Below are 23,247 nucleotides of genomic sequence, written 5' to 3'. Positions count from 1 at the left end.
ATTTAGATCCTTACAAAAGCCTTGAGGGTTGCGCACAACGATCCTTCACTGTCTCCATGTGGACGTATCGTATATTCCTGCACCTGTTGGGGAATGATGAATGTTTCCGCATAATGAACAATAAAAGGGACAAACGCACCGGAAGGACTTTCAACGATGGCTTCCCTGCCTTCTACCAGGTTGAGCACGTTCACACTCCCTCCTGTATGATGATGTACTGTTTTCGAAAACCAGTGGCGTCGTGTTTCAATGAACTCGCGCTCATGCAAGCCTGTTCTTTCTTCTTTCCAGCCATCGCCTTCGGCAACGGTGGTGACTGTATTGATCAATTGTTGCCGGGTAAATGCCGGGGTGCGGGTCCAGTCGATCACTTCCTTTCCTCGTTCTATATTAATAGGCCGTGGTTTTCCATCAAGCCCCATACGCCCCCAGTCCCATAATTTGAACGTAAAAATGTAAGGCGTGGCGCTGATCTCCAGCACCATGCTGTTGCTGCCGGAACAATGCACGGTGCCAGCAGGGATCAGGAAATGATCGTGTTTCTTCACGGGCCATTTGGCCGCATAATCGTCGGCATTAAAAGTGATTTCGCCTTTATGGGCTTTTTGCAGGTCATGGACCATCGAGGCCGGATCGATACCATCTTTTAGTCCCAGGTATACAACTGCGTCCGGTGCAGCATCCAGCATATAATAACTTTCATCCTGGGTATAGGGCATACCAAAATGCTCCTGTATATATTGGGTACCGGGATGCACCTGCAAGCTGAGGTTGCCGCCTTTCATGGTATCGAGGAAATCGAACCGGATGGGAAATTCATCGCCGAAGCGTGCCTGTACGGCTTCACCCAGCAAAGGGCGGGCTGCTGCAAAGACCAGGTTGATGGCAGGTGTTTCAAACAGCAAGCCATTGAATTGGAACAACAGGCTATTTTCTTCGGGTACTCCATCGAAAGCCCAGGCATAATTGGGCGCACTGCGGTCGAGGTCACATACTTCCTTCATCCATTGACCACCCCAGGGACCGGGATCAAAAAAAGGTACCAGCCGGAACGGATGGGTAGTGAGGTACTGGTACGCTTTATTCAGGGCCGGTCCATTAACGATCTTTGGATGGTCTTTCACCGTAGTATCTACTACGAGGTCCCAGCGGGACATCAGTTTTTTCTTGTGCCGGTCACATACGCGCCAGTCCACAAAAAATGCCTGTTTATATTGTAAGGAAGTTTTTTGCTGCGCATTGTTCATACCCAGGTTACTCACCTCCTTGTTGCGGAAACGCAATTGTATTTCCCAACGGGGCATATCGAAATATACAAGCAGGCCGGGTGTATCTGTCAGCAAAGAGGCTCCGGCGCCCAGTACATAAACCGGCCCCTCCTGTACCTGTTGGATGGCGGCCCGTGCCTGCTGTATTTTGGTTGGGTCGAAAAAATCGATCATACGTAGCCGCGTGAGGTATCCAAACACCTCATCATCCGTAACATCGGGATACACCAGTGCCTGTATGTCGTTGGGTGATAAGAAATAATCCTTCGTATAGAAAAAAGTACCTGTGAGCTGCTGCGTAAGCTGGTGTACCAGTTCCTCTTCCCTTACCCCCTGGTAACAATCCAGTACCACTACTTTCCTGCCGGGCAGGCAATCCATCTTTTCCTTTATCAACCGGCCTACCTCTTCCCATCCTTCTCCGGCTACTATGTCGTCCTCATTGATCACTGTACAGGGAAACTTATCATAGTTCGAACGCAAGTGCTTATTATCTGCCATGAACTCCTCCTTTCAGTGCTACGGGAAATAATTTTTCTCCTTTCAGCAACAGCTTGTACCGGTGCAGGGCTTCCAGGAAATAATAATCAGCATACACCAGGGGTACATCAATTTCAGTTTGATGTGGGATACTGCCTACACAATGTTTGATAAGGAAATTGCCATTGGTGCCTGGCTCGGACCGGTAGACAGGACTGGCCAATGATCTGATCATTTGGATAGCCGGTTGACGGTACTGCTTTCCTTCTTTCCCTGCATACGTACTCAGCTCCAATAAAGCGGAAGCGGTAATGGCAGCGGCAGAGGCATCGCGGTAGTGGCCGGTATCTTTGCGCGCATAGGAATTAACACCCGGGGTATAACCTTCCTGTCCTATGTTAAAATCCCAGTAAGGAATCTTATCGGCCGGCAGGTTCTTGTGGTGAATGAAAAAGTCGGCCATACCGCGGGCAGCTTTGAGGTAACGGGCATCACCGGTTTCGCGGTAGATCATCGTATAGCCATAGATAGCCCAGGCCTGTCCTCTTGCCCAGGTGGAGTTATCAGCCAGGCCCTGTGCCGTTTCCCTACCTTCCACAGCGCCGGTCTCCGGGTTGTAACATACTACATGGTAGCTGCTATAGTCTTTCCGGAACTGGTTTTTCAACGTATTATCGGCGTGGGTGATGGCTACTTTATAAAACGAGCTATCACCACTTACCCGCGTAGCGAAGAACAACAACTCCAGGTTCATCAGGTTATCGATGATCACGGGGTACTGGTATACTTTAGTACCATGCCAGGAGCGGAAATTATTCCAGGATTTGATACAGCCTGTTTTGGGATCAAACCTCGTGCTGAGTGAACGCGCAGCCTGTACCAGGTCGTCCTTGTATTTGGGATTACCGGTAAGGCGGTAAGCATTGCCAAAGCTGCAATACATCATAAAGCCCAGGTCGTGGTGCTCGGTAAAGAACTTGAGTGGTTCCAGCCGTTCCGTCCAGCGGATGGCGGATGCTTTCAGGGCCGTATCGGGTGCATAAGCGTATACCTGCCACAAACTGCCGGGGAAGAATCCCGGTGTCCAGTCATACATATTCGTGGTCACCATATTGCCGGAGGTATTGATCGTGCGGGGAAAACCCTCTTTGTCCTTCATGGCCTGTACCATATATTCCACCTGCGCCCTGGCCAGGTCCATATGGCGGTTAATGAACACTTCTTCATCAGCGGGTGCAAATGCAGAAAGAAAGGAAGCAACACTCAACATACATACAAACAAAACTTTCTTCATCAGATATTCTTTAATGGTTTTAAGAAGCCTTCTTCACAACAAGACGATGTTTGCCACGGGTTCGGTGACCCGTCATAGAAAATACAAGCCGGTACACCAGTGGCGGCCAGCTTTGTAATAACTTTTTATCATCGATCGTGATCGGTTCAACAGTCACTTTAAACAAGCGCGGATCATAGGTCAGCTCCAGGCTATCACGGCCGGTATCAAGTAGCAGCACCCCTTCTTTTTTTTGCGACACCGCAGCGCTGGTGATGAAATGAAGGGCATTGCGGCCATTGTTGGCCTGCAGCCGGTACTCATCGCCGATCGTAAAGGAATGACCGCGTTGCAGGGTATAAGAGCGCAGCCAGGTATCCACTTTTGCTTCGGCAGGGTAAGCAGCGGCAATGTCGGCACGGAAACTTACCAGCGGTCCTGTATCCTTAAACTGTACCGCACGCGCTGCGTATTGCTTGCCAGCTTGTTGCTCTACCCCATTGATGAGTGGCACATTGTGATAAGCGGAGCGCATGGTCCAGATCGAATACCGTTGTGGTCCGAAGGTTTGCCCGGTATAGGTGCCACTGCCCACATCGATCAGCACAGGCCGGCTATTATAGAACAGTACACAGGTGCCCACATCATTGTGGTTATGGCTTTCTTCATTGTGCCCGGCCAGGGCAGAGAAATAAAACCCTTTGGCACTGCCCGCTTCATCGCGCGCTATCGCAATGCCCGTGCCTACCATCCAGCCGGAGGCCATCAGGGGTTGGGCTGGCGGGGTGGCCAGTACTTCTGCGGCCATGAATAGATTGCGCAGTCCGCCGTACATCGTTTCCACCGGCACTGCTTTTTGCCATTGCTGCTGCCCGGCGAGGTAAGCGCCAAATGACATCAACTGCTGGTCGCCCGTAGCTTTGCCGTACAAGTATACAATACCTGCATCTGTTGTCAGCTTCGCAGCGGCATCCGCATAGTTGAGGTAATAATTACTGTCGATATAAGCCTTGCCGATATACGAGCCAATATTTTTGATCAGGGATTTGTCAAAGAGATCGATGCCGCCGCCTGTAGCCTGTTTTAATAAAGACAGGTAGTTGTACAACATACCGCCCGCGTGGGACCAGTAGGCTGGCCCTTCTTCACAAGCCCCGTCGTCTTTGTAATAGTTGATAAATTGATCTACACTGCGCATCGTTTTGTAAATGCCTGCTGCCCTTTGGGCAGCATCATCTTCTACCAACAGGATGCAGGTAAGTGCATTGAAGTTGAGCCACACATTCCAGTTGTTCACCATCCGCTGTTTACCATCCAGCGCCATCCACCAAAAGTCGTTGCGTGTATAATAAGGCTGAAGGATACGCCGGTTGATCTCCTGTTTCATTCGTTGGGCGATCAAGGGACTATACCGGTCGAAGGTTGATCTGAACAGGTGATAGGTCCAGGCCATCACATTGGAAGTGATCCCTGCCCCCAGTTCAAACACCGGTTCATTGACATCCGGTAATCCGGGACCCTGGCGCTGCAAACCGATGCTGGCAGATATAGACCAGCTTGTCACTTCGCACAGCGTCCATACGCCATTGATGATCTGCGGCACAAACCGTTCCTTGCCTTCTGCCAGTTCGGCGAAGACCAGTTTCTTAAGCGCCGTTACATTCATGTTGTAAATATCTTCCATGATGTAGCGGTTGCCCGTACGCACATATTCCAGGTAAGCTGTGGCAGGCACAACCTGCCATTGGTAATTGAATGCTGTTTCGCCCTCACGGATCAGTTGCCGGCGATACACCGTATCCAATGATGCCCACCGGGCCCTGTCGGCATAAGAAGGCCAGGCCTTTGCTACTTCCTGCATGGAGAGGGAGGTAGCCAGCCAGGCGCTGTCATATTTACCCGTCAGCATATTCCTTTCGGCCTGTCCGGAAACCCGGACAGGCGCGAGGAACGTTGCTATAATTAACACATAAGAAAGTCTCATAGTACAAAAGTAAGTACCTGTACCAAGTAATCACTTGTACAGGTACCCGGGTCGATTACCAGAACGGATTCTGTTTCATATTAACATTGAGGCCCGTTTCGTTGGAGGGAATAGGCCACCAATAATCTCTCTTCACATCAAATGTGCGCTTGGAAGCATCCTGTACGATCACAAAGCCATTGGCATCCACGGGGGCGGTAATGACATTCACCTGCTCGGCCGGGAATTTTTTAGAGCCCTTCACGGCTTTCACCAATTCCACCTCAGCTGTTTTCCAGCGGATCAGGTCCCAATAGCGGAACTCGCCTTCAAAGGCCAGCTCGATCCTTCTCTCCCGGCGCATTTCCTCCTGCATGTTCAGGCCATTGGCTGTTACAAAGGCGTTGGTCAGTTTCGGCATCTTTGCCCGGTCGCGCAGCAGATTGATGGAGATATCCAGGTCTGCATCGGAGATGGCGCCGCCGCCCAGTTCGAATTTCAGCTCGGCATAGTTGAGCAATATTTCTCCATAGCGGATAATGATATGGTGGTTGAAGCTCTGTTGGGAGGCCCAATCTTCCACCGTTGCATACTTCCGCGTTTTATAGCCCGTAGGCGTGAAAGCAAAAGTGGGTGTGTAAGCCGTCAGCGAAAAGCCCGGCACCAGTTTGCTGAACACCGTCATGCCGATGCGGGGATCGCGGTCGGTGAATTCAGATAAAGTAGTGGTTTGCGGCTGTTCAAGCGGTGACTTGCCCAGTGGCAGGCCATCCTTGTACAAGTAGGCATCTACGAAAGACCTAGTGGGGTTTACACCACCCGCATCGAGGAACTGCCGCGTATAGTTGTGTTCGGAAATACTGTTGGTGGCATTTTGTCCATACAACCTCACCAGGATATTCTCCTTGTTATTGCGGCCATTACCTGCATATTGGAACAGGTAAAAGAAACTGCTGTCGGGAACGGTGGGGTGCTTGTACAATTGGTGACCGCCGGTGGTCATCAGTGTTTCTGTGGCAGCCAGTGCAATGTTCAAGTGTTTATTGGCATCGCCCAGTGCATGGTATTTATTGCGGGTGCCTTCAAACAATCCCACGCGCGACTTCATGGCCAGCGCAGCATTCCTGGTAATGCGTCCATATTCTGCGGCAGCAAGCGCTGTAGCCGTAGGTAATCCGGCAGCAGCCGAATCCAGGTCGCGGTACAGGGAGTCCAGTACCCTTTCGCGGGGCGTACGGTGCGCTGTTGCCAGGGTATCGAACACATCGAAGGTGCGCAGCACCAGGGGCACATCACCATAGCGCTTTACCAGTTCGCTGTAAGCGAAGGCGCGGAAAAAATACGCCTCGGCCCGGTAACGACGGATCTGCGCCGCATCGCCCGTGGTCTTGACGGACTTCTCCAGGATATTATTACTCTTACGGATCAGGGTATAAGGAATGCTGAACGCATTATCCGTTACAGGAATGGTACGCGTACCGTCGCTGATGCCATTGGGCGCCTGGGCGTACCCATCATCCGACCACACAGCATTCACGTTGTTTGACATGACGGGCAGGGAATTGTACAGCTCATTACAAGCCAGTACCAGATCGTTCGTCGTTTTCCAGAATGTCTCGTCCCCTATTTTGGATTCAGGTACCAGGTCCAGTTTTTTATTGCACCCGCAAAGCATCGCTGCAGCTACAACAGACAGGCCGACTGTATTTCGAATTGATTGCTTCATTTTTCAGGTTTTGCTCGTTAGAAAGTGAGGTTTAAGCCCACCATGATGGTGCGGAAGAAAGGATATTGCCAGGTAGCATTGCTGGGCGTTTCCGGATCGAAAGCATTTTTGATCCACATATTGTTGATCTCCCACAGGTCTTGTCCACCTACATATACCCTGGCAGCACTCAATTTAGCTTTGCTGATGAGGTTGGCCGGCAGGTTATATCCCAGTTGTACATTCTTCAGGCGCAGGTAGGCGCCATTCATCAACCAATGCGAAGAGCGCACGGTATTTTGCGCACCACCAATAAAAAGACGGGGGAATTTGGCATTGGGCCTTTCAGGTGCCCAGTAGTCCGTATTATAATCCATTGGCATGATCCAGCTGGAAGTATAAGGATACAAAGTAGTAGGATCAACAAACAACTTACGCTGACCAACTCCCTGGAACATGGCAGAGAAATCGAATCCTTTATAGCTGAATCCGAAATCAAAACCATAGGTATAACGGGGATTCGTATTACCCAATTCAACCAGGTCGCCATGGTCCGATGCACGGCCCAATCCTGCATTGATCTTATTGTCGCCGTTCACATCGCGGTATTTGATATCACCAGGCCCTACCGCGGTGCTAAACTTTGGATATTTACTCACTTCATCGGCGCTTTGGAAATAACCTATTGCATCATAGCCAAAGATGGTATTGATGGGAAACCCTTCAATAATACTGTTGGCGCCAGCTGAAATAGCTGTCTGTCCATTATAATTCAACACTTTGTTCTGGTTGTCACCAATATTCGCATTCACCCAGTAGGAGAAACCGCCAATATTGTCGCGCCATCCGGCAGAGAGTTCCCATCCCCAGGTCTTCAGGCTTGCCAGGTTGTAAGTAGAAGTGGCAATACCAATGATAGAAGACAATTGCATGGGCACCAGCATATCATCATTACGTTTCACAAAATAATCACCGGTAAACGTCAACCTGTTCTTCATCAACGCCACATCCACACCTATATTTGAGGTTTCGATCGTCTCCCAGGTCTTCAGCGGTGAGGCCAGTGTGGCCTGGTAATAGGAGCGGTTCCTGACATTGTTGAAAGGATAAGCAGCACCAGGTTCCAGCATGGGGAAATAATCATAGTTGCCGATCACCCCATCTGAATTGCCCAGCCGGCCCCAGCTGCCGCGCAATTTGAATTCATTAAAGAAAGGAGCAAGACGGTTGAACCAGTCTTCCTCATTAAGCCGCCATCCCAACGACACAGAAGGGAAGCTATGCCAGCGATTGGAAGCGGCCAGTTTGGAACTACCATCACGACGCAGGTTCACTTCCACCAGGTACCGGTTTTTGTATACATAGTTCACCCTTGCGAAATACGACTCCAGGCCCCATTGCTGCACATCTTCCGTATTGGAAGCCTGCACCGGATCGCCAATGTTGAGCGTAAAGAAGTCATTGGAGGCCAGGTTGCGGGCAATGGCCGTTGTATTGTCGTTGCGCTGGTCTTCATACGCATAACCACCCAGTATATGGAAATCATGATCACCCCAGGTACGGCTAAAATCGGCCAGCAGCTGTACGTTGTTGGAAAACTGTTTGTAGTTGTTTTTTGTATAAGAGTTGGGGTTGTTCATATAACTGCCAATACCTACAATATTGTAACGGGGAATGGTACGCACATTGACGTCCTGCGCTTCTACCACCATGCGTGGATTGTAAGCAGCAGATAACGTAAGGCCTTTAATGATGTCTTTTGCTTTTAACATCAACTGGGCGCTCGCATCATCTACCCTGGTATCGTTCTCACCTGCTTCTTTGAGCAAAGCATAGGCAAAGTTGCCGCTGTTGTCATTGATATACCGGTCGGTGGTACCAGGAAAGAAAGTGGGATATAAAGAACGCGTGGTATACAGGTTGGAAAAGATACGCGCGTTGCCTACACTGGGCGACAGGATATTGGATTGACGGTAAGCCAACCGGGCATCCAGGCTGAAGATCTCCGACAACTTGTTGGAATAATTAAAGCGTGCATTCACCCGGTTTGTTTTATCCGGTCCCAGTTTGAACACCCCCTGCTGATTCAAATAACCCAGGGAAAAGAAATAATTCTCTTTCTGTCCACCGCCACGCAGGGAAATATTTTGATCCCACAGCGGGCTCCGGTCTCTCAATACCAGCGGACGCTGGTCGAGGTCGTACCAATATTGGTAATCGCTGGGATTGCTGGGGTTCACTTTATACTCTACATTGGGATCTTTCATCCAGCCGATCTGCTCATCGGTATAACCAGCCGATTGTCCGGCATTGATACGGGAAACGTTCAGCATTTCTGCTTCTTCCCAGCTATGCAGTTTGCCCGGTACACTCACCGGTTTCTGCGAAGCATATTTGCCACTATAGCTGACGATCATTTTACCGGCCTTGCCTCTTTTGGTGGTCACCAATACAACGCCGCCTGCTGCACGCGCTCCATAGATAGAGGCGGCCGCAGCGTCTTTCAATACACTGATGCTTTCGATATCATTGGGGTTAAGGCCACCCAGACTGCCCGGGGCGCCATCAATCAATACCAGTGCAGAGCTTCCGTTGACAGAAGAAGCGCCGCGAATCTGCAGGTCATATCCCTCCCGACCAGGTTCGCCGGTCGTACGGGTGATCGTTACGCCTGCTGCCACACCCTGTAAAGCAGCAATGGCGTTCGTAACAGGCCGGTTCTCGATCTTCTTGTTGTCGATCGTGGCGATCGCGCCGGTAAGGTTTACCTTTTTTTGCGAGCCATAACCTACTACTACCACATCACTCATGGTGCCGCTTTTGGCACGCAGGCTAACATCGATAGTGGTGGAGGCGCCCACCACCAGTTCTTTAATGTCAAAGTTTACATCCGAAAACACCAATACCGCGCCGGCGGCTACATTGATGGAGAAAACACCCTGAGCATTGGTAGTAGTACCACCTGCCGAATTTTTTACTGTTACAGAAACATTGGACAGGGGGGCGCCATTCTCATCGGTTACTTTACCCGTTCTTGGCTGCGCCTGAGCCATCAATACCAGGGAAGAGATCATACAGGCCATTAGCAAGGCCAGGGGTTTGAAGACTTTGCTACCATGGACAATTGGCAATCGCGTCATATAGCAGTTGATTTTTAAATGAAGAATAGATCAGGAGAGTTGCAAACTGCCTGATGGATTTATTGTTTTAGTTACACATCACAAGTAACGTTGCAATCAATTTTGAGGAGGGAGAGAATCTTAAAAGAGTAAGGGGAATATTTTAAACACTTCCTACCCTATTGATTTTCAATAAAGATTTTAAGAAAATCTCCCTATGACTTTGCATTTGCACCACCAACGAGATGAATGGATGGCTTGCTTTTGCGGAAAGCAGTCATCGCATTGTCGGTGATCAGCGACTGCCAGCAATAAATTTGTTGGAGTGCCGGTAGTGATGCCAGCGTACGCAGGCCTGCATCATCCACTTTCGTAGCAGTAAGGTTTATATATTCAAGATGGGATAGGTTCTTTAATGCGTCGATACCGGCTGAAGTGATACTGGTGCCGACCAGGTTGAGCCGTACCAGCTGTTTTAATTGTCCAACCACTTCCAGCGTTTTATCTGATATCCGGGTATTGTCCAGCCGGAGCCATACAATATTACCAGATAACTTTAGGAGCAGTGCAGCCGTACGGTCATCAAAGGCGGAAAAGTTAATGCAGCTCACATCGAGCAATTGTTTGTTTTTAGCAACGGGCGTTACCAACACACCCAGTTTCGTCAATTCCAGCATGGCATTGGGGTCTGGCGCCGCAACGGTGGCTGCATATACCGGGGAGAGCGGCACCTGTACAAGCGTATCGCCTCCACCCTGCTGGAAACCATGCAGCAAGGCCAGGGTGGTACTGTCGGGCGACAATTCACTGACCTTCTTTTTCGTGTCGGCTCCGGATCGCACCCACCAGCGCAGCAAAACTGTTTCTGCGGCTGTGAGTGCCGGCTGGTCTTTTGGCGGCATCCGTTTATCATCTTCCAGCGGCAATAACAGTCGTTTGGTCAGTTCACTGCCGGCTTCATCACCCGGCCTGATCACCACACCATGTTTGCCGCCTTTGAACAGCAGCGGCTCCTGGTCCATACGCAGGCCGCCTTTTACTTTTTTAGAACTGTGACAACTGTAACATTTTTCCTGGAAGATGGGTTGCACCAGGTCAGTATACACAACAGCCGTCTTTATATCGGAGATGTTTTTCTTTATAATAACAGCAGTGTCTTTTGCAGGCTCCATACCCAGCCATCCCGCTACCGGTTGCGGCAGGCCCGCCGTGAGGTAGTCTTCGCCATGCGTCATATTGCCGCCCATATGTCCCGTCACCGTCAGCAGTAATATCAATGCTATAAATACCAGACGATACCCTTTCATTACACGCGGCATCAAGGCATACCGCCGTTTGATAAACCAGCATATGCCTGACAATACGGCCACGCTGATCCCCATCCATTGATGAAAAGACAAGGTGCTTTCCTCATAGCCTCCTTCCATGCTCAGGAACCAGCCCACCAGGCAGGAAAGGATGGCGCTGATGCAACCTGCCAGCAGGCAGATGACGATTGCCCCATTCAATACCACCAGCTGGCGGTTTCTCCATACCAGCAATTCCATAATAAAAGCCACTACCAGCATACCGATGGGCAAATGCACGACCACCGGGTGGAAATGACCTAAATATCTTACCCATTCATCAAGGAAAGCAAGCACCATGTACGGACAGGGGTTTAGACGGTTAACTAAATACGCTCCAGTTTCACAGGATAAGTACCATCAGCCATCCATTGGCAGATATATAGATTCTTGTCATCATCCACGCATACATCGTGGCAGTGTTTGAAGATGGGTTGGTCCTGCACCATCAATTCCGGCTCCCCACCTTTGTATACAGGCTTTGTACCACCGGGATTGGACACCACTTTGTTGTCTTTATTCAGGATCGTTACAAACCCGGAGTTCATCGTGAGCATATGATGCTTCAGCGCCGAATAACAAACTCCCGAATACAAAATATCGCCATCAAATACTGGACGGCTCATATAGATGCCCGGTAAATAAATGGAATCAATGTATTTCCCATCCAGTGTAAAACGTTTGAAACAATTCTTTACCCGCTCGGTACACATCAGTACCGGGTTGGCGGGATCACGGGTGTCGAGTGCAACGCCATGCACCTGTTTGAACTTATCGTCTTTGATAAAGCTATCGCCGCCAAACTTGCGGATAAACTCACCTTTGGCAGTGTATTGCAGGATGTATTGCGAACCATAGCCATCGGCCACATAAATATCTCCGTTGGGACCAATACAGGTTTCAGTAGGGCCAAACTTGTCGCAATCGGCATACTCGCCGATCAACTTAGGATGTTTTATCGTGAGCAGTATTTTGCCATCGAGTGTGGTCTTGTACACTTCCTTCACCTCATAATCGGTGATGTACAGGAACTCTTCCCCATTCTCATTGTGCAGGGTAAGACCGTGGCCACCGGGAAAGCGGTTGCCCCAGCTATCGAGCAGCTTGCCCGATTTATCGTAGATGAGAATATTGTTCTTTGTTTCATTGGTGATCATGATGAGCCGCTTGCGGCTGTCCATCACCATTTCATGACAATCTTTAACAGGATACTTCGTGCGATCCAATTGCCCCCAGGAGCGATTGACCCGGTACCTGAAATCACCATGACCAATGATCTCTCCTTCGCGGTTGGCAGCTTTTATAATATTAAAAGGAGAGGTCAGTGCAGCAGTGGCGCCCAACGCCAGTGAGCTTTTAAGAAAGGTACGTCTTTTCATCAGCCAATAATTCCTTTTACCACTTCTCCGGCTACGTCGGTCAGACGGTAACGGCGGCCTTGTGTTTTATAAACAAATTGTTCGTGGTCGATGCCCATCAGGTGCAGCAGTGTGGCCTGAAAATCGTGCACATGCACTTTATCCTTTACAATGTTGTGTGCAAAATCATCCGTTTCGCCATATACCAGGCCCGGCCTCGTACCACCACCTGCCATCCAGATACTGTATGCAGTTGGATGGTGATCACGGCCAAATGCTTCTTCCGTTAAGGTACCCTGACAAAAACTCGTACGGCCAAACTCCCCGCCCCATATCACCAGCGTATCATCCAGCAGCCCACGTTGTTTCAGGTCTTTTACCAAAGCAGCAGAAGCCTGGTCAGTTTGCCTGGTAGCTTTGCGAATGCCTGCATGCAGGCCGCCATGGTGATCCCAGCCTAAATGATACAATTGGATAAAGCGTACATCTTTTTCCGCCAGCCTTCTTGCCATCAGGCAGTTGTAGGCATAGCTGCCGGGCACTTTTACATCCGGGCCATACATATCGAGAATATGTGCAGGTTCATTACTCAGGTCCGTGATCTCCGGCACCGCCATCTGCATGCGGTAGGCCATCTCATATTGATTGAGGCGGCTGTCGATCTCCGGATCGTGCCATTTATCTTTTTGCAACAGGTTGAAGGAGCGTATAAAGTCCAGTGCACGGCGGCGGTCCATCTTCTCGACACCATCTGGCGACGAGAGATATAACACAGGATCTTTGCCCGACATGAACTGCACGCCCTGGTGATGTGAAGGCAGGAATCCATTGCTCCAGGCCAGGTTACTGATTGGCTGGTCACCACCCCCTTTCGATACCATTACAATGAAAGCAGGCAGGTTTTGATTAAGGCTGCCCAATCCATAACTGATCCAGGAACCAATACTGGGGCGGCCACTCAACTGATTACCTGTTTGTGTAAAGATCACTGCCGGCTCGTGGTTGATCTGCTCGGTAAACATGCTGCGCACTACACAAATATCATCCGCTATGCCGGCTGTATACGGTACCAGGTCGCTGAAATAAGCGCCATTGGAACCATATTGCTTAAACGAAGTAGCAGGACGCGCCAATGGAAAGCGGTTTTGATTAGAGACCATCCCCGATACCCTGCCCGTACCCAATACACTGGGCGGAATATCCTGCCCGTGCATATTGTACAACTGCGGTTTGTAATCAAACAATTCCATCTGTGAGGGGCCGCCACTCTGGAACATATAGATAACCCGTTTGGCCCTGGGTACAAAATGCGGGTTCACCAGCGGCTGGTTCTCCTCAACAGCAGCACCAGCAGCCATAGCGTTAGCCACCGCTTTCTTCACAGTCTTATCTTCACTATTGCAGCCAAGCAAACTGCCCAGTGCAATGCTGCCCAATCCCAGTGCCGAACCGCGTAAAAAATCGCGGCGGCTCTGTTCTTCTATTGCTTTCCGGATCTCATCCATGGGTATCCAATTGATCAGTTAGAAATATTATTTCCGCGTAATGAATTCATCCGTGTTGATCAGCGCCATCACTACATCTACACAGGCAGCAGTTTGCGCCAGCCCCTCCGTCTTCAGCGGCTGCTGCGCGCGGCCTACCGACAATATTTTCACTGCTTTACCAGGCTGCTTGGTATACAGTGCATATTCCTCTCCATACATTTTTGTCAGCAGTGCCATCTCCTGGGCGTCGGGCCTTCGACCTGTCACCAGCCGGAAGCCGTATACCAATTGCTCCCGCACTTCCTTACCGCCTTCCTGCATCATACGGCCTGCAATGTATTTGGAGGCTTCAATGAAAGTGGGGTCATTCAACAAGGCCAGCGCCTGCAAGGGTGAGCTTGATACCGATCTTTTTACCGTACAGAAATTCCTGTCCGGTGCATCGAAGATCAACATAAAAGGGGGCGGGCTCGACCGCTTCACGATCGTATAAATGCTGCGGCGGAACAGGTCCTCTCCCACCGATTCTTTGTATACATATTTCCAGCTCTTATCACTCAATGCTTCCCACAGGCCCGGTGGCTGGTAAGGATATACACTGGGACCGCCGATCTTGTCACTTAACAGGCCGCCGGTTGCCAGCGCATTGTCCCGTATCATTTCTGCCGGCATTTTGAAGCGTGCGCTGCGCGCCAGTAATTTATTCTCCGGATCACGCTGCAACAGCTCCGGCCGCACCACCGATTGCTGACGGTAAGTAGCGCTCATCATAATAAACTTCTGCAATGCTTTCGTATTCCAGCCACCCTCACGGTACCGGATAGCCAGGTAATCCAACAGGGCAGGATGCGTAGGCATTTCACCCTGGTTGCCAAAATCATCCGAGGTCTTTACGATCCCCCGGCCAAAATACATTTCCCAGATGCGGTTTACCGCGATCCGCGCCGTAAGCGGATGTTCAGGCAGGAACAGCCATTCGGCCAGCCCCTTCCTGTTCCGCGGAAAATCGACCGGAAAGGGCAGGATGGCCTTCGGTGTGGAAGGCTCCACCTCATCGCCATATTTATCATACACGCCCCGCAGCAACACATGTGTTTTGCGCGGCCTGGGCAGGTCGCCCATTACCATTACTTCCTGTGTAGAATCGTAGATCATTGTCTCCTGCATGCGCGCCAGCTGCAAACTGTCGGGTTGCTTCCTGAATGCCGCAGGGTTCCGTGGTGCAAAGGCCACCGCTTTGTTATTGTACAAATACGCCGCTTCCTGCGCATTCATCGTACCATCAAAAAGACAGAACTGATCCAGCATACCTCCCTTCATCGTACGCTCCAGTTCCCGGGCGCCAAAAGCCAGCCCATGAAAAGCCACTACTTTGTGCACATTGGGAAAAGGCTTGATATTTTTTTGCAGGTGATCGTATTCTGTTTGCAGTTGTACAGGTTTGCCATCGAGATAAATAGATACCCCTTTTGCGCTGCTGCTGCCATCATAACTCACCGCCACATGGTACCAGCGATTGCTGTCGAGCGTAGCACTCGTCAGTACACTGATTGCATCGTGTGGGAAAGCATGCATCAGGCGAAAATTAAGCTGGTTGTTCTTCAGCACCAGGTCATAGCCCTGGAAACCATATCGACGCGGATCACTATGGTGTACGATCGCTGCTTCTTCATATTGCTTCGGCACATTGACCCAGATACTGAAAGAGAACGGCTCATACCTTTCAAAATAACCTGTCTTATAAGGAGGCAGGTATACCAGCGTACCCTCTTCCAGCTGCAAAGCCTGCCCGGCCACCCCTTTTACCAGTTTCTCCTCCGTGGTTTTTGCAGACAGCAATGGCTGCACTTCGTTGCGGAAGGCCCTGGTTACTTCCATCTTTTTGCCCGTATATGTATTGAGCGATGCTGTTTTATCAAAGGGAAGCGAAGCCAGTACTTTTTGCTGCAGGGATTGCTGCGGTGCTTCCTGCGCAGCCACTACCTGTTTTGCCTGTAGCCTGCTGATGAGCGCATGGAGCTGCCCAAGCTGCTGCTCTTTCTCTTTGTCCAGCAACAACAAAGTGGGGCCCGGTACGATATTATTATCAGCACCATAATTGGAACTACCCAGTTCGAACGTACTATTGAAAAAAGCAAACAGCGAGAAGTAATCCTTCTGACTGATCGGATCATATTTATGGTCATGGCATTTGGCGCAGCTCACCGTAAGTCCCATCACCGAACTGCCCAGCGTATTCGTACGGTCTACCACATATTCCACCCTGAACTCCTCCGGTATAATGCCCGCCTCTGAATTTTGCTTGTGGTTGCGGTTGAAACCCGTGGCCAGTATCTGTTCCCGCGTAGCATGCGGCAACAGGTCACCCGCCAGCTGCCAGGTAATGAACTGATCATAAGGCAGGTTCTTATTATAAGCATTGATCACCCAATCCCGCCAGGGCGAAGCATCCCGGTGTTTGTCGTCGAGATAACCATGACTATCGGCAAACCGGGCTACATCCAGCCAGTAGGCTGCCATCCGTTCTCCGTATCGCGGTGACTGCAGGTAATGGTCTACCATTTTTTCATAAGCATCTGCTCTCTTGTCCTGCAGGAATGCATCGATCTCCGCGATGGAAGGCGGTAAGCCCGTCAGGTCAAAGCTCACGCGACGTATGAGCGTTTCCCGGTCGGCTTCCGCCGAAGGCGTTAATCCTTCCTTTTCCAGCCGGCTCAATACAAACCGGTCAATATCATTCTTCACCCAGCCTTCCGTTTTCACATCCGGCAAAGGCGCCTTCTTAGGTGCTACGAATGCCCAATGCGGCGCATATTGGGCCCCCTGGTCAATCCATTGCAGGATGGTCGCCTTTTCTTCTACCGTCAGCGACAGGTGTGAGGCAGGCGTAGGCATCCTGTACGCTTTATCCTCACTCAAAATGCGGTGCGCCACTTCACTGCGCGCAATACTGCCCGCCCGGATGGCCCGCAGCCCGCTTTCCGTCTTCTTGTTATAAGCCGCATCGGCCAGATCGAGCCGGAGGTCCCCTTTCTGTTTGGCTGCATCGGGACCATGACAACTGAAGCATTTATCAGAAAGGATCTTTTTTACATGTATATTATAATCCAGCTGCCCGGGGAGTGCAGCCATGGCCTCCTTTACATCGGCAGGAATATTCAAATTCCCTCCCATACCCACTTGAGTGACGATGAAAATAAGCAGTGCGAGACACGCTACCACCAGGAGACCTCTGTTCAATCGTAGTTTCATTTTCAATATGGCGCCTTTTAGATGAGACGTTTATTTTGCCGCAACCATTTTCCTGATCCCGGCCTTCCCGAATGTACCACAGTCCACGCCATATACCGGGGGACTATTTTAAAAAATTAGGGGGAATATCCTAAAACCGGCACATCATACTGGTTAACAACCGTAAATTTATAATAACACCACCTATACCTGGATTAAAACTGATGAAGTTGCCCTATATGAAGAAGTATACCAGGCCCTCGATCCTGTACCCCGTACTGCTGGCCGCCTTACTGTTGGCCGGTCTTTTACCCTGCATGGCCCAGCAGGCTGCCTTCCGGCACCTGACCGTGGAGCATGGGCTCTCCCAAAATGCCGTCATCGCCATTAGCCAGGACAACCTCGGCTTTATCTGGATAGGCACCCCCAATGGATTGAACCGCTACGATGGTTACCGCATCAAACAATACCAGTCCCGGCCCAATGACAGTACCACCCTTTCTGCTAACAGCGTACTGGCCCTGCTCAACGACTCCCGTAAGAATATGTGGGCAGGCACCCAGGATGGACTCAACAGGTATGATGCCCGGCTCGACCGCTTTACCAGGATCAAGTCGCCCATAGAAAAGCCCCTTGCCTTTTATGTGTTGTATGAAGACCGGAAAGGAAGGATCTGGGCCGGTACAGATTATGGGTTGTTTGTAGTGGATGCCGCACTGCCCGGCGTGCTGCAGCCCGTATTACTGCCCGGCCAGCAGGCCATCGACCAGCAATGGAACGTGCGCACCATTTACCAGGACAGGAATGGCGCCCTCTGGATTGGCGCAACTGCCGGTCTCCTCCTGATGCAGGAAACAGGAGCCAGCCGGCAATTTATCCATTTCAAACATCAGCCCGCTGATCCCCGCAGCATCAGCGCCGACTTTGTAACATCCCTTGCAGAAGATCGCTACGGTAAACTCTGGGTGGGCACCCACTCCAATGGCCTCAACCTCTACGATGCGCAACAAAAAACCTTCAGCCACTTTCTGCACAACAACAACGACCCGCAGTCCATTATCAGCAACACCATTCGCAAAGTGTTACTGGATAAAGAGGGTCACCTGTGGGTGGGCACCCAGGAAGGCCTTAGCATTCTCGACGAAGCCGGCAAACTATTGTATTCCTACCAGCAGAACGATGCCGATCCGGGCAGCCTTAGCCACAACAGTGTGCATAGCCTCTTCCAGGATTTTACCGGCAATATGTGGATAGGCACTTACTTTGGAGGCGCCAATTATGCGTATGCTGTCAACACCCGCTTTTCCGTCATTCGTAAAAAAGACGAACCCGGTTTTCTCAACAACAATGTGATCAGCAGCATTACCGAAGATGAGAAGAAAAACCTGTGGATAGGTACAGAAGGAGGAGGATTGAATTATTACGACCGCAGTACGGGCCGCTTCACCAGTTACCGACACAATCCCGGCGATCCCGGCAGCATTGGCTCCAACCTCATCAAAGTGGTGTACCGCGACTGGCAGGGTCAAATATGGTGCGGTACCCATGGCGGCGGCCTGAACCTCTTCGACCCCGTGCATAAAAAATTCACCCGCTACCTCTATGAAGACAACAATCCTGCCTATCTCAATGCAGAGATCGTGAGCATCTATGAAGACACCAAAGGGAGATTGTGGGTAGGCTCTACCATGGGCATTAAACTCTATGACAAATCGCCACAGGGCCTTACCCCCGTTCACCTTCCCCTTACCAGCCATCCCGTATTTGCCAACACCGCCAAATACTTTTTCGAAGATGATAAGAACCGCCTGTGGATAAGTACCAACAGCGGGCTGTTCCTGCTCCGGAACGATTCTATTCAAAAACTATCCGACAATATCGTCAATTGTGTGATGCAGGATAAATATACCCAGGTATGGTGGGGCCTGCAGCAAGCCGGCCTCGCCAGGTTTGACGAATCAAGCCAGAAACCAGTCTACCTCACGCAACCGGAGAAGATCAGCAGCCGCAACATTTTTGGCATCCTTGAAGACAACCAGCAGAACCTTTGGCTCAGCAGCGACAATGGCCTGCTGAAATTCAACCCACCACAAAATCAGCTGCAATTGTTCACCGTGAGCGACGGCCTCGCCGGCAATGCCTTTAACTACAACTCCTTCTTCAAAGACAGCAAAGGAGCATTTTATTTCGGCGGATTCAACGGCATCACCTGGTTTGCCCCGGATAAGATCGTATCAAACCCAAGGGCTGGCAATACCGTTCTTACCGGCCTTAAGCTCTTCAATAAACAAATAGTACCCGGTGATTCTACCGGCCTGCTGAAAGAGAACATAGCAGGCATTGATCACCTTACTTTAAAACACAACCAGAACGTGATCAACCTCGAATTTGCGTTGATCAATTATATCAAGAGCAATAAGAATTCCTACGCCTATAAATTGCAGGGATATGATAAGGACTGGGTGTATACCAATACACCCGTTGCCAGCTATGTAAACCTGCCGTCAGGCGATTATGATTTCATCGTGAAGGGCGCCAACAACGATGGTGTCTGGAGCAATCCCATACAACTCCCGATCGAGGTGCTCCCACCCTTCTGGAATACCTGGTGGGCCTGGATCATCTATACCCTCATCGCCATCGGCATCATCTTCCTGTTGAGCCGGTATATATTCTTAAGGGAACTGTTCAAGAAAGAAGATGAACTGCACCAGGTAAAACTCAATTTCTTTACCAATGTATCGCACGAGATCAGAACACACCTTACCCTCATCATGGCGCCGGTGGAAAAAATGCAGGAATCGGAAGATACTTCCGGTTTCGCCAGGCAGCAGCTTGACTCCATCCATAAAAACGCCAACAGGCTCCTGAAGCTCGTGAGCGAATTGATGGACTTCCGGAAAGCAGAAACCGGTCACCTGAAACTACAGGTGGCCCAACACGACCTTATCCCCTTCCTCGAAGATATTTACAATAGCTTCCAGGATATAGCCCTCAAAAAGAATATCAGCACTTCCTTCATTTATGATGGAACGCAATTACTCCTTTGGTTCGACCGGGAGCAACTGGAGAAAGTATTCTTCAACCTGCTTTCCAATGCTGTGCGCTTCACGCCAGAAAACGGGCAGATCACCCTGCAGGTGACAGAGACCCCTACCGAGGCGATCATAAAGGTGATGGACAATGGCCGGGGCATTGCCGCTGAATACCTCGATAAGGTTTTTACCAACTTCTTCCAGGTAGATGATCATGGTTTGCAAAATACCGGTTACGGTATTGGGTTGGCACTGGCCAAAAACATTGTATTCCTTCACAAGGGAAGCATCACGGCCGAAAGTATCCCGGCTGCCAATGATCAAACCGGCCATACCACCTTCATTGTACGGCTGTTCAAAGACAACCGGCATTTCAACCAGGTAAAAGCAACTGACCAGCCCCCTGTTCCAATCCCTGCTGCCTTGCCTGCCGCCAACCCGGTGCCCAATGAGCTGCAGCCAGCTGCGGGCCAGCAGCCTACCCTGCTTATTGTAGAAGACAATGTAGAACTGAGGAATATCATCAAAGAAAAATTTGCAGGCCAGTTCCATGTACTGGAAGCGCCCGATGGGGCTAAAGGTTTGCAGCTGGCTGTCCATGAAATTCCCGATATCATCATCAGCGATGTGATGATGCCCCAAATGGATGGCTTCGAATTTTGCCGACATATTAAGACCGACCACCGCACCAGCCATATACCCGTTATCTTACTGACTGCCAGGAGCACCCAGACCGATCATGTGAGCGGACTGGAAACAGGCGCTAATATCTACATGACCAAACCTTTCAGCACCAAAGTACTGGAGCTGAATGTCAGGAACCTGCTGCTGGCCCGGGAACAGTGGCGCAGGCTGTTCATGCAACAATTACATACTGCTGTTAGCCCCACGACTCCCGTGCCCGTTCCCAAAGAACCGGTGGTAAATACCATCGAACAGGCCTTCCTGGAGCAGGTGGTGCGCATTGTAGAAGAGAACCTCGACAACCAGGAATTTGGTGTAGACATGCTGTCGAGAAAAGTAGCCATGAGCGCCCCCATCCTCTACAAGAAAATAAAGGCAGTCAGCAATATGTCGGTCAACGACTTTATCAAATCCATACGACTGAAGCGGGCTGCAGAGCTGTTGCGGGAAAAACAACTCAACGTATTTGAGGTAGCCCAGGCAGTTGGCTACAATGACCGTAAATACTTCAGCAAGGAGTTTAAAAAACAGTTTGGTACAACACCCAGCGAGTATACTGGTGAAGCGTTGAAGGATCAGTGAAGAAGATGGTTATAATATCACTCCAGCGGCAATTCAATTTGTGTTTTATTGTTTTTAACGCCTTCCAGCGATAACAAAGTAGCTTTTGCTTCCAGCCCGCCGGCAAAACCGGTCAGTTCACCAGAGCTGCCGATAACCCGGTGACAGGGTACCACAATCGAAATAGGATTTCTTCCATTCGCAGCGCCAACCGCGCGTACCGCCTTGGTATTGCCCAGCTGTTTGGCAATACCCATGTACGTTCTCGTTTCACCAAACGGTATCGTGGAAAGAATATTCCATACTGCTTTTTGAAAATCGGTGCCAACAGGATCAAGGTCTAGTGAGAACGATGTTCGCTTACCGGCAAAATATTCCTTCAGCTGGCGTTCTACTTCCAGCAATACAGGGTGCGTATTATTTTCTGTGTAGGTTCTTACCTTTATCCGGTGGGGGTTATCATTTTCCCAAAGTATGGCGGCAAGCCCTTTGTCGCTGCCCACCAGTTTCAACCGGCCCACCGGAGAGTCCATCTCTTTATAAAAGTATTCACTCATTTCTCGTAGATCATTTTAAAACCCAGCTCACGCGCCAGCTTGCCATAATATTGTTTGACATCCCTTTCGATCAGGTACATTTTCTGGTATTGCTGGCAAAACTGAAAATAGAGCAGGTCGAGGAAAGTGCTGGGCATAAAGTCGATCGTGTTCTCATAACCCGATATGGCCAGGGCGCCCGTTTGCTTCATAAACCTGTTGAGCTCCCGCCGCATCACATACATCGTTTCGCAGCTGCCGAAGTGAATGATCTTATTGGCTGCTTTTCCTTCCAGCATTTCGGCAATTTCTTCCAGGCGCATCGTCACCCGCTTACCTACGTGCAGGCGGCCCGCATTGCCGTGAAACGCGAGGTACAAAATACTGTATTGGTCATATCGCTTTAAGCAGGATTCTTTCACCAGGTTCTCAAACTCCTGTTTGGAACTACATTGCCGGTGCGTATGCAGCACGTGCTTTTTACTGTAGGAATTATGCTCCAGGAATTCCAGGGCTGTTTTGATACTTCTCCTGTCGCGCAGGTCATTCGTCCAGTTGCCCTCTATGCAGAAAACGTTCTTGTGCTTGGATTTAGCAATTTTCATGTGGTAGATTGATTAACGCATTGGGTAAACCCTTCAAAAATAATAATTTCCGCGACTTTAGCGCTGTCCGGGAAGATTTCCGGCAATAGCGACTACCCACCGCAAAGTGAATGATTATCAGCCGACTATATTTGGCACACTAAAAAATCATTTATTCACTCATGAAGCATTGAAAATTAATACCTTATTCTCCGTAAACTTCGTACATTTACGAATATCCCGTTGATATTATGGAACAATTGACCCCACATGAAGAAGCTGTAATGATCGCCATCTGGAAAGTTGGCCCCGGCTTCGTAAAAGATTTTATGACAGCCTTGTACCCTGTAAGGCTGCCTTACACCACACTGGCATCTACCATCAAGAACCTCGAGAAGAAAGGCTTTTTGAAAAGTGAACGCATTGCGAACGCTTTACGCTACAGCGCCAAGATCAGGGAGAGCGAATACAAGAAGCGCTCCGTAAACGGAATGGTCAACAACTTCTTCTCCAGTTCTTACAAAGAACTGGTAACCTTCTTCGCAAAAGAGAACAAGATCAGCAAAGACGAACTGAAAGAGATCATCAACCTTATCGATAACGATGAAAAACAGTAA

13 protein-coding genes are annotated in these 23,247 nt (G+C 50.0%); 2 read left to right on the top strand and 11 right to left on the bottom strand.

What is annotated here, in order from left to right:
• Positions 1 to 2: 2 nt before the first annotated feature.
• The 9 genes from D3H65_RS32570 to D3H65_RS32530 all read right to left on the bottom strand — a co-directional run bounded on the left by D3H65_RS32570 (position 3) and on the right by D3H65_RS32530 (position 17,251).
• Positions 3 to 1,769, bottom strand: coding sequence for a class I mannose-6-phosphate isomerase (locus D3H65_RS32570; protein WP_119054310.1), 1,767 nt, complete (start codon positions 1,767 to 1,769; stop codon positions 3 to 5).
• Positions 1,759 to 3,042, bottom strand: a complete 1,284-nt coding sequence (locus D3H65_RS32565; protein ID WP_119054309.1) for a glycoside hydrolase family 88 protein — start codon at positions 3,040 to 3,042, stop codon at positions 1,759 to 1,761. The genes D3H65_RS32570 and D3H65_RS32565 overlap by 11 nt, the downstream gene beginning before the upstream one ends.
• Positions 3,043 to 3,061: 19 nt before the next feature.
• A complete protein-coding gene (locus D3H65_RS32560) occupies positions 3,062 to 5,005 on the bottom strand; it encodes a heparinase II/III domain-containing protein (RefSeq protein ID WP_119054308.1) in 1,944 nt (647 codons plus the stop codon).
• Between the two features lie 55 nt (positions 5,006 to 5,060).
• Positions 5,061 to 6,710 (bottom strand): RagB/SusD family nutrient uptake outer membrane protein, encoded by a 1,650-nt coding sequence (locus D3H65_RS32555; RefSeq protein WP_119054307.1) that lies wholly within the window; start codon positions 6,708 to 6,710, stop codon positions 5,061 to 5,063.
• 17 nt (positions 6,711 to 6,727) lie between these two features.
• Positions 6,728 to 9,829, bottom strand: coding sequence for a SusC/RagA family TonB-linked outer membrane protein (locus D3H65_RS32550; protein WP_119054306.1), 3,102 nt, complete (start codon positions 9,827 to 9,829; stop codon positions 6,728 to 6,730).
• A gap of 194 nt (positions 9,830 to 10,023) precedes the next feature.
• Positions 10,024 to 11,454 carry a c-type cytochrome domain-containing protein gene (locus D3H65_RS32545; RefSeq protein WP_119054305.1) on the bottom strand — a complete coding sequence of 477 codons (1,431 nt, stop codon included), beginning with the start codon at positions 11,452 to 11,454 and terminating at the stop codon, positions 10,024 to 10,026.
• 26 nt (positions 11,455 to 11,480) lie between these two features.
• Entirely contained in the window at positions 11,481 to 12,533 is a 1,053-nt protein-coding gene (locus tag D3H65_RS32540; RefSeq protein ID WP_119054304.1) for a twin-arginine translocation signal domain-containing protein, read from the bottom strand.
• Positions 12,533 to 14,017 (bottom strand): DUF1501 domain-containing protein, encoded by a 1,485-nt coding sequence (locus D3H65_RS32535; protein WP_119054303.1) that lies wholly within the window; start codon positions 14,015 to 14,017, stop codon positions 12,533 to 12,535. The genes D3H65_RS32540 and D3H65_RS32535 overlap by 1 nt, the downstream gene beginning before the upstream one ends.
• A 27-nt stretch (positions 14,018 to 14,044) precedes the next feature.
• A complete protein-coding gene (locus D3H65_RS32530) occupies positions 14,045 to 17,251 on the bottom strand; it encodes a DUF1553 domain-containing protein (RefSeq protein WP_119054302.1) in 3,207 nt (1,068 codons plus the stop codon).
• Positions 17,252 to 17,469: 218 nt separating this feature from the next.
• Between D3H65_RS32530 and D3H65_RS32525 the strand changes: the two genes are divergently transcribed.
• The gene (locus tag D3H65_RS32525) at positions 17,470 to 21,531 is read left to right on the top strand and encodes a hybrid sensor histidine kinase/response regulator transcription factor (protein ID WP_162915923.1); all 4,062 of its coding nucleotides are present in this window, start codon (positions 17,470 to 17,472) and stop codon (positions 21,529 to 21,531) included.
• A gap of 17 nt (positions 21,532 to 21,548) precedes the next feature.
• Here D3H65_RS32525 and D3H65_RS32520 read toward each other — a convergent pair whose 3' ends face one another.
• Both D3H65_RS32520 and D3H65_RS32515 read right to left on the bottom strand, forming a co-directional pair.
• Complete coding sequence (locus D3H65_RS32520) at positions 21,549 to 22,067, bottom strand: methylated-DNA--[protein]-cysteine S-methyltransferase (protein WP_119054300.1); 519 nt, start codon at positions 22,065 to 22,067, stop codon at positions 21,549 to 21,551.
• Positions 22,064 to 22,651 (bottom strand): DUF6642 family protein, encoded by a 588-nt coding sequence (locus tag D3H65_RS32515; protein ID WP_119054299.1) that lies wholly within the window; start codon positions 22,649 to 22,651, stop codon positions 22,064 to 22,066. Before D3H65_RS32515 ends, D3H65_RS32520 begins: the two co-directional genes overlap by 4 nt.
• Positions 22,652 to 22,881: 230 nt before the next feature.
• Here D3H65_RS32515 and D3H65_RS32510 point away from each other — a divergent pair, with 230 nt between their 5' ends.
• Positions 22,882 to 23,247, top strand: a complete 366-nt coding sequence (locus D3H65_RS32510) for a BlaI/MecI/CopY family transcriptional regulator (RefSeq protein ID WP_119054298.1) — start codon at positions 22,882 to 22,884, stop codon at positions 23,245 to 23,247.

Source organism: Paraflavitalea soli (genome assembly GCF_003555545.1).
Taxonomy (GTDB): domain Bacteria; phylum Bacteroidota; class Bacteroidia; order Chitinophagales; family Chitinophagaceae; genus Paraflavitalea; species Paraflavitalea soli.
Note: the sequence above shows the minus strand (reverse complement) of the source record. Positions and strands in the feature narration are given on the sequence as shown.

Bases quoted from the DNA above. Each gene is read 5' to 3' on its own strand.
- D3H65_RS32570 (WP_119054310.1), bottom strand. From the start codon at position 1,769: ATGGCAGATAATAAGCACTTGCGTTCGAACTATGATAAGTTTCCCTGT.
- D3H65_RS32565 (WP_119054309.1), bottom strand. From the start codon at position 3,042: ATGAAGAAAGTTTTGTTTGTATGTATGTTGAGTGTTGCTTCCTTTCTT.
- D3H65_RS32560 (WP_119054308.1), bottom strand. From the start codon at position 5,005: ATGAGACTTTCTTATGTGTTAATTATAGCAACGTTCCTCGCGCCTGTC.
- D3H65_RS32555 (WP_119054307.1), bottom strand. From the start codon at position 6,710: ATGAAGCAATCAATTCGAAATACAGTCGGCCTGTCTGTTGTAGCTGCA.
- D3H65_RS32550 (WP_119054306.1), bottom strand. From the start codon at position 9,829: ATGACGCGATTGCCAATTGTCCATGGTAGCAAAGTCTTCAAACCCCTG.
- D3H65_RS32545 (WP_119054305.1), bottom strand. From the start codon at position 11,454: ATGGTGCTTGCTTTCCTTGATGAATGGGTAAGATATTTAGGTCATTTC.
- D3H65_RS32540 (WP_119054304.1), bottom strand. From the start codon at position 12,533: ATGAAAAGACGTACCTTTCTTAAAAGCTCACTGGCGTTGGGCGCCACT.
- D3H65_RS32535 (WP_119054303.1), bottom strand. From the start codon at position 14,017: ATGGATGAGATCCGGAAAGCAATAGAAGAACAGAGCCGCCGCGATTTT.
- D3H65_RS32530 (WP_119054302.1), bottom strand. From the start codon at position 17,251: ATGAAACTACGATTGAACAGAGGTCTCCTGGTGGTAGCGTGTCTCGCA.
- D3H65_RS32525 (WP_162915923.1), top strand. From the start codon at position 17,470: ATGAAGAAGTATACCAGGCCCTCGATCCTGTACCCCGTACTGCTGGCC.
- D3H65_RS32520 (WP_119054300.1), bottom strand. From the start codon at position 22,067: ATGAGTGAATACTTTTATAAAGAGATGGACTCTCCGGTGGGCCGGTTG.
- D3H65_RS32515 (WP_119054299.1), bottom strand. From the start codon at position 22,651: ATGAAAATTGCTAAATCCAAGCACAAGAACGTTTTCTGCATAGAGGGC.
- D3H65_RS32510 (WP_119054298.1), top strand. From the start codon at position 22,882: ATGGAACAATTGACCCCACATGAAGAAGCTGTAATGATCGCCATCTGG.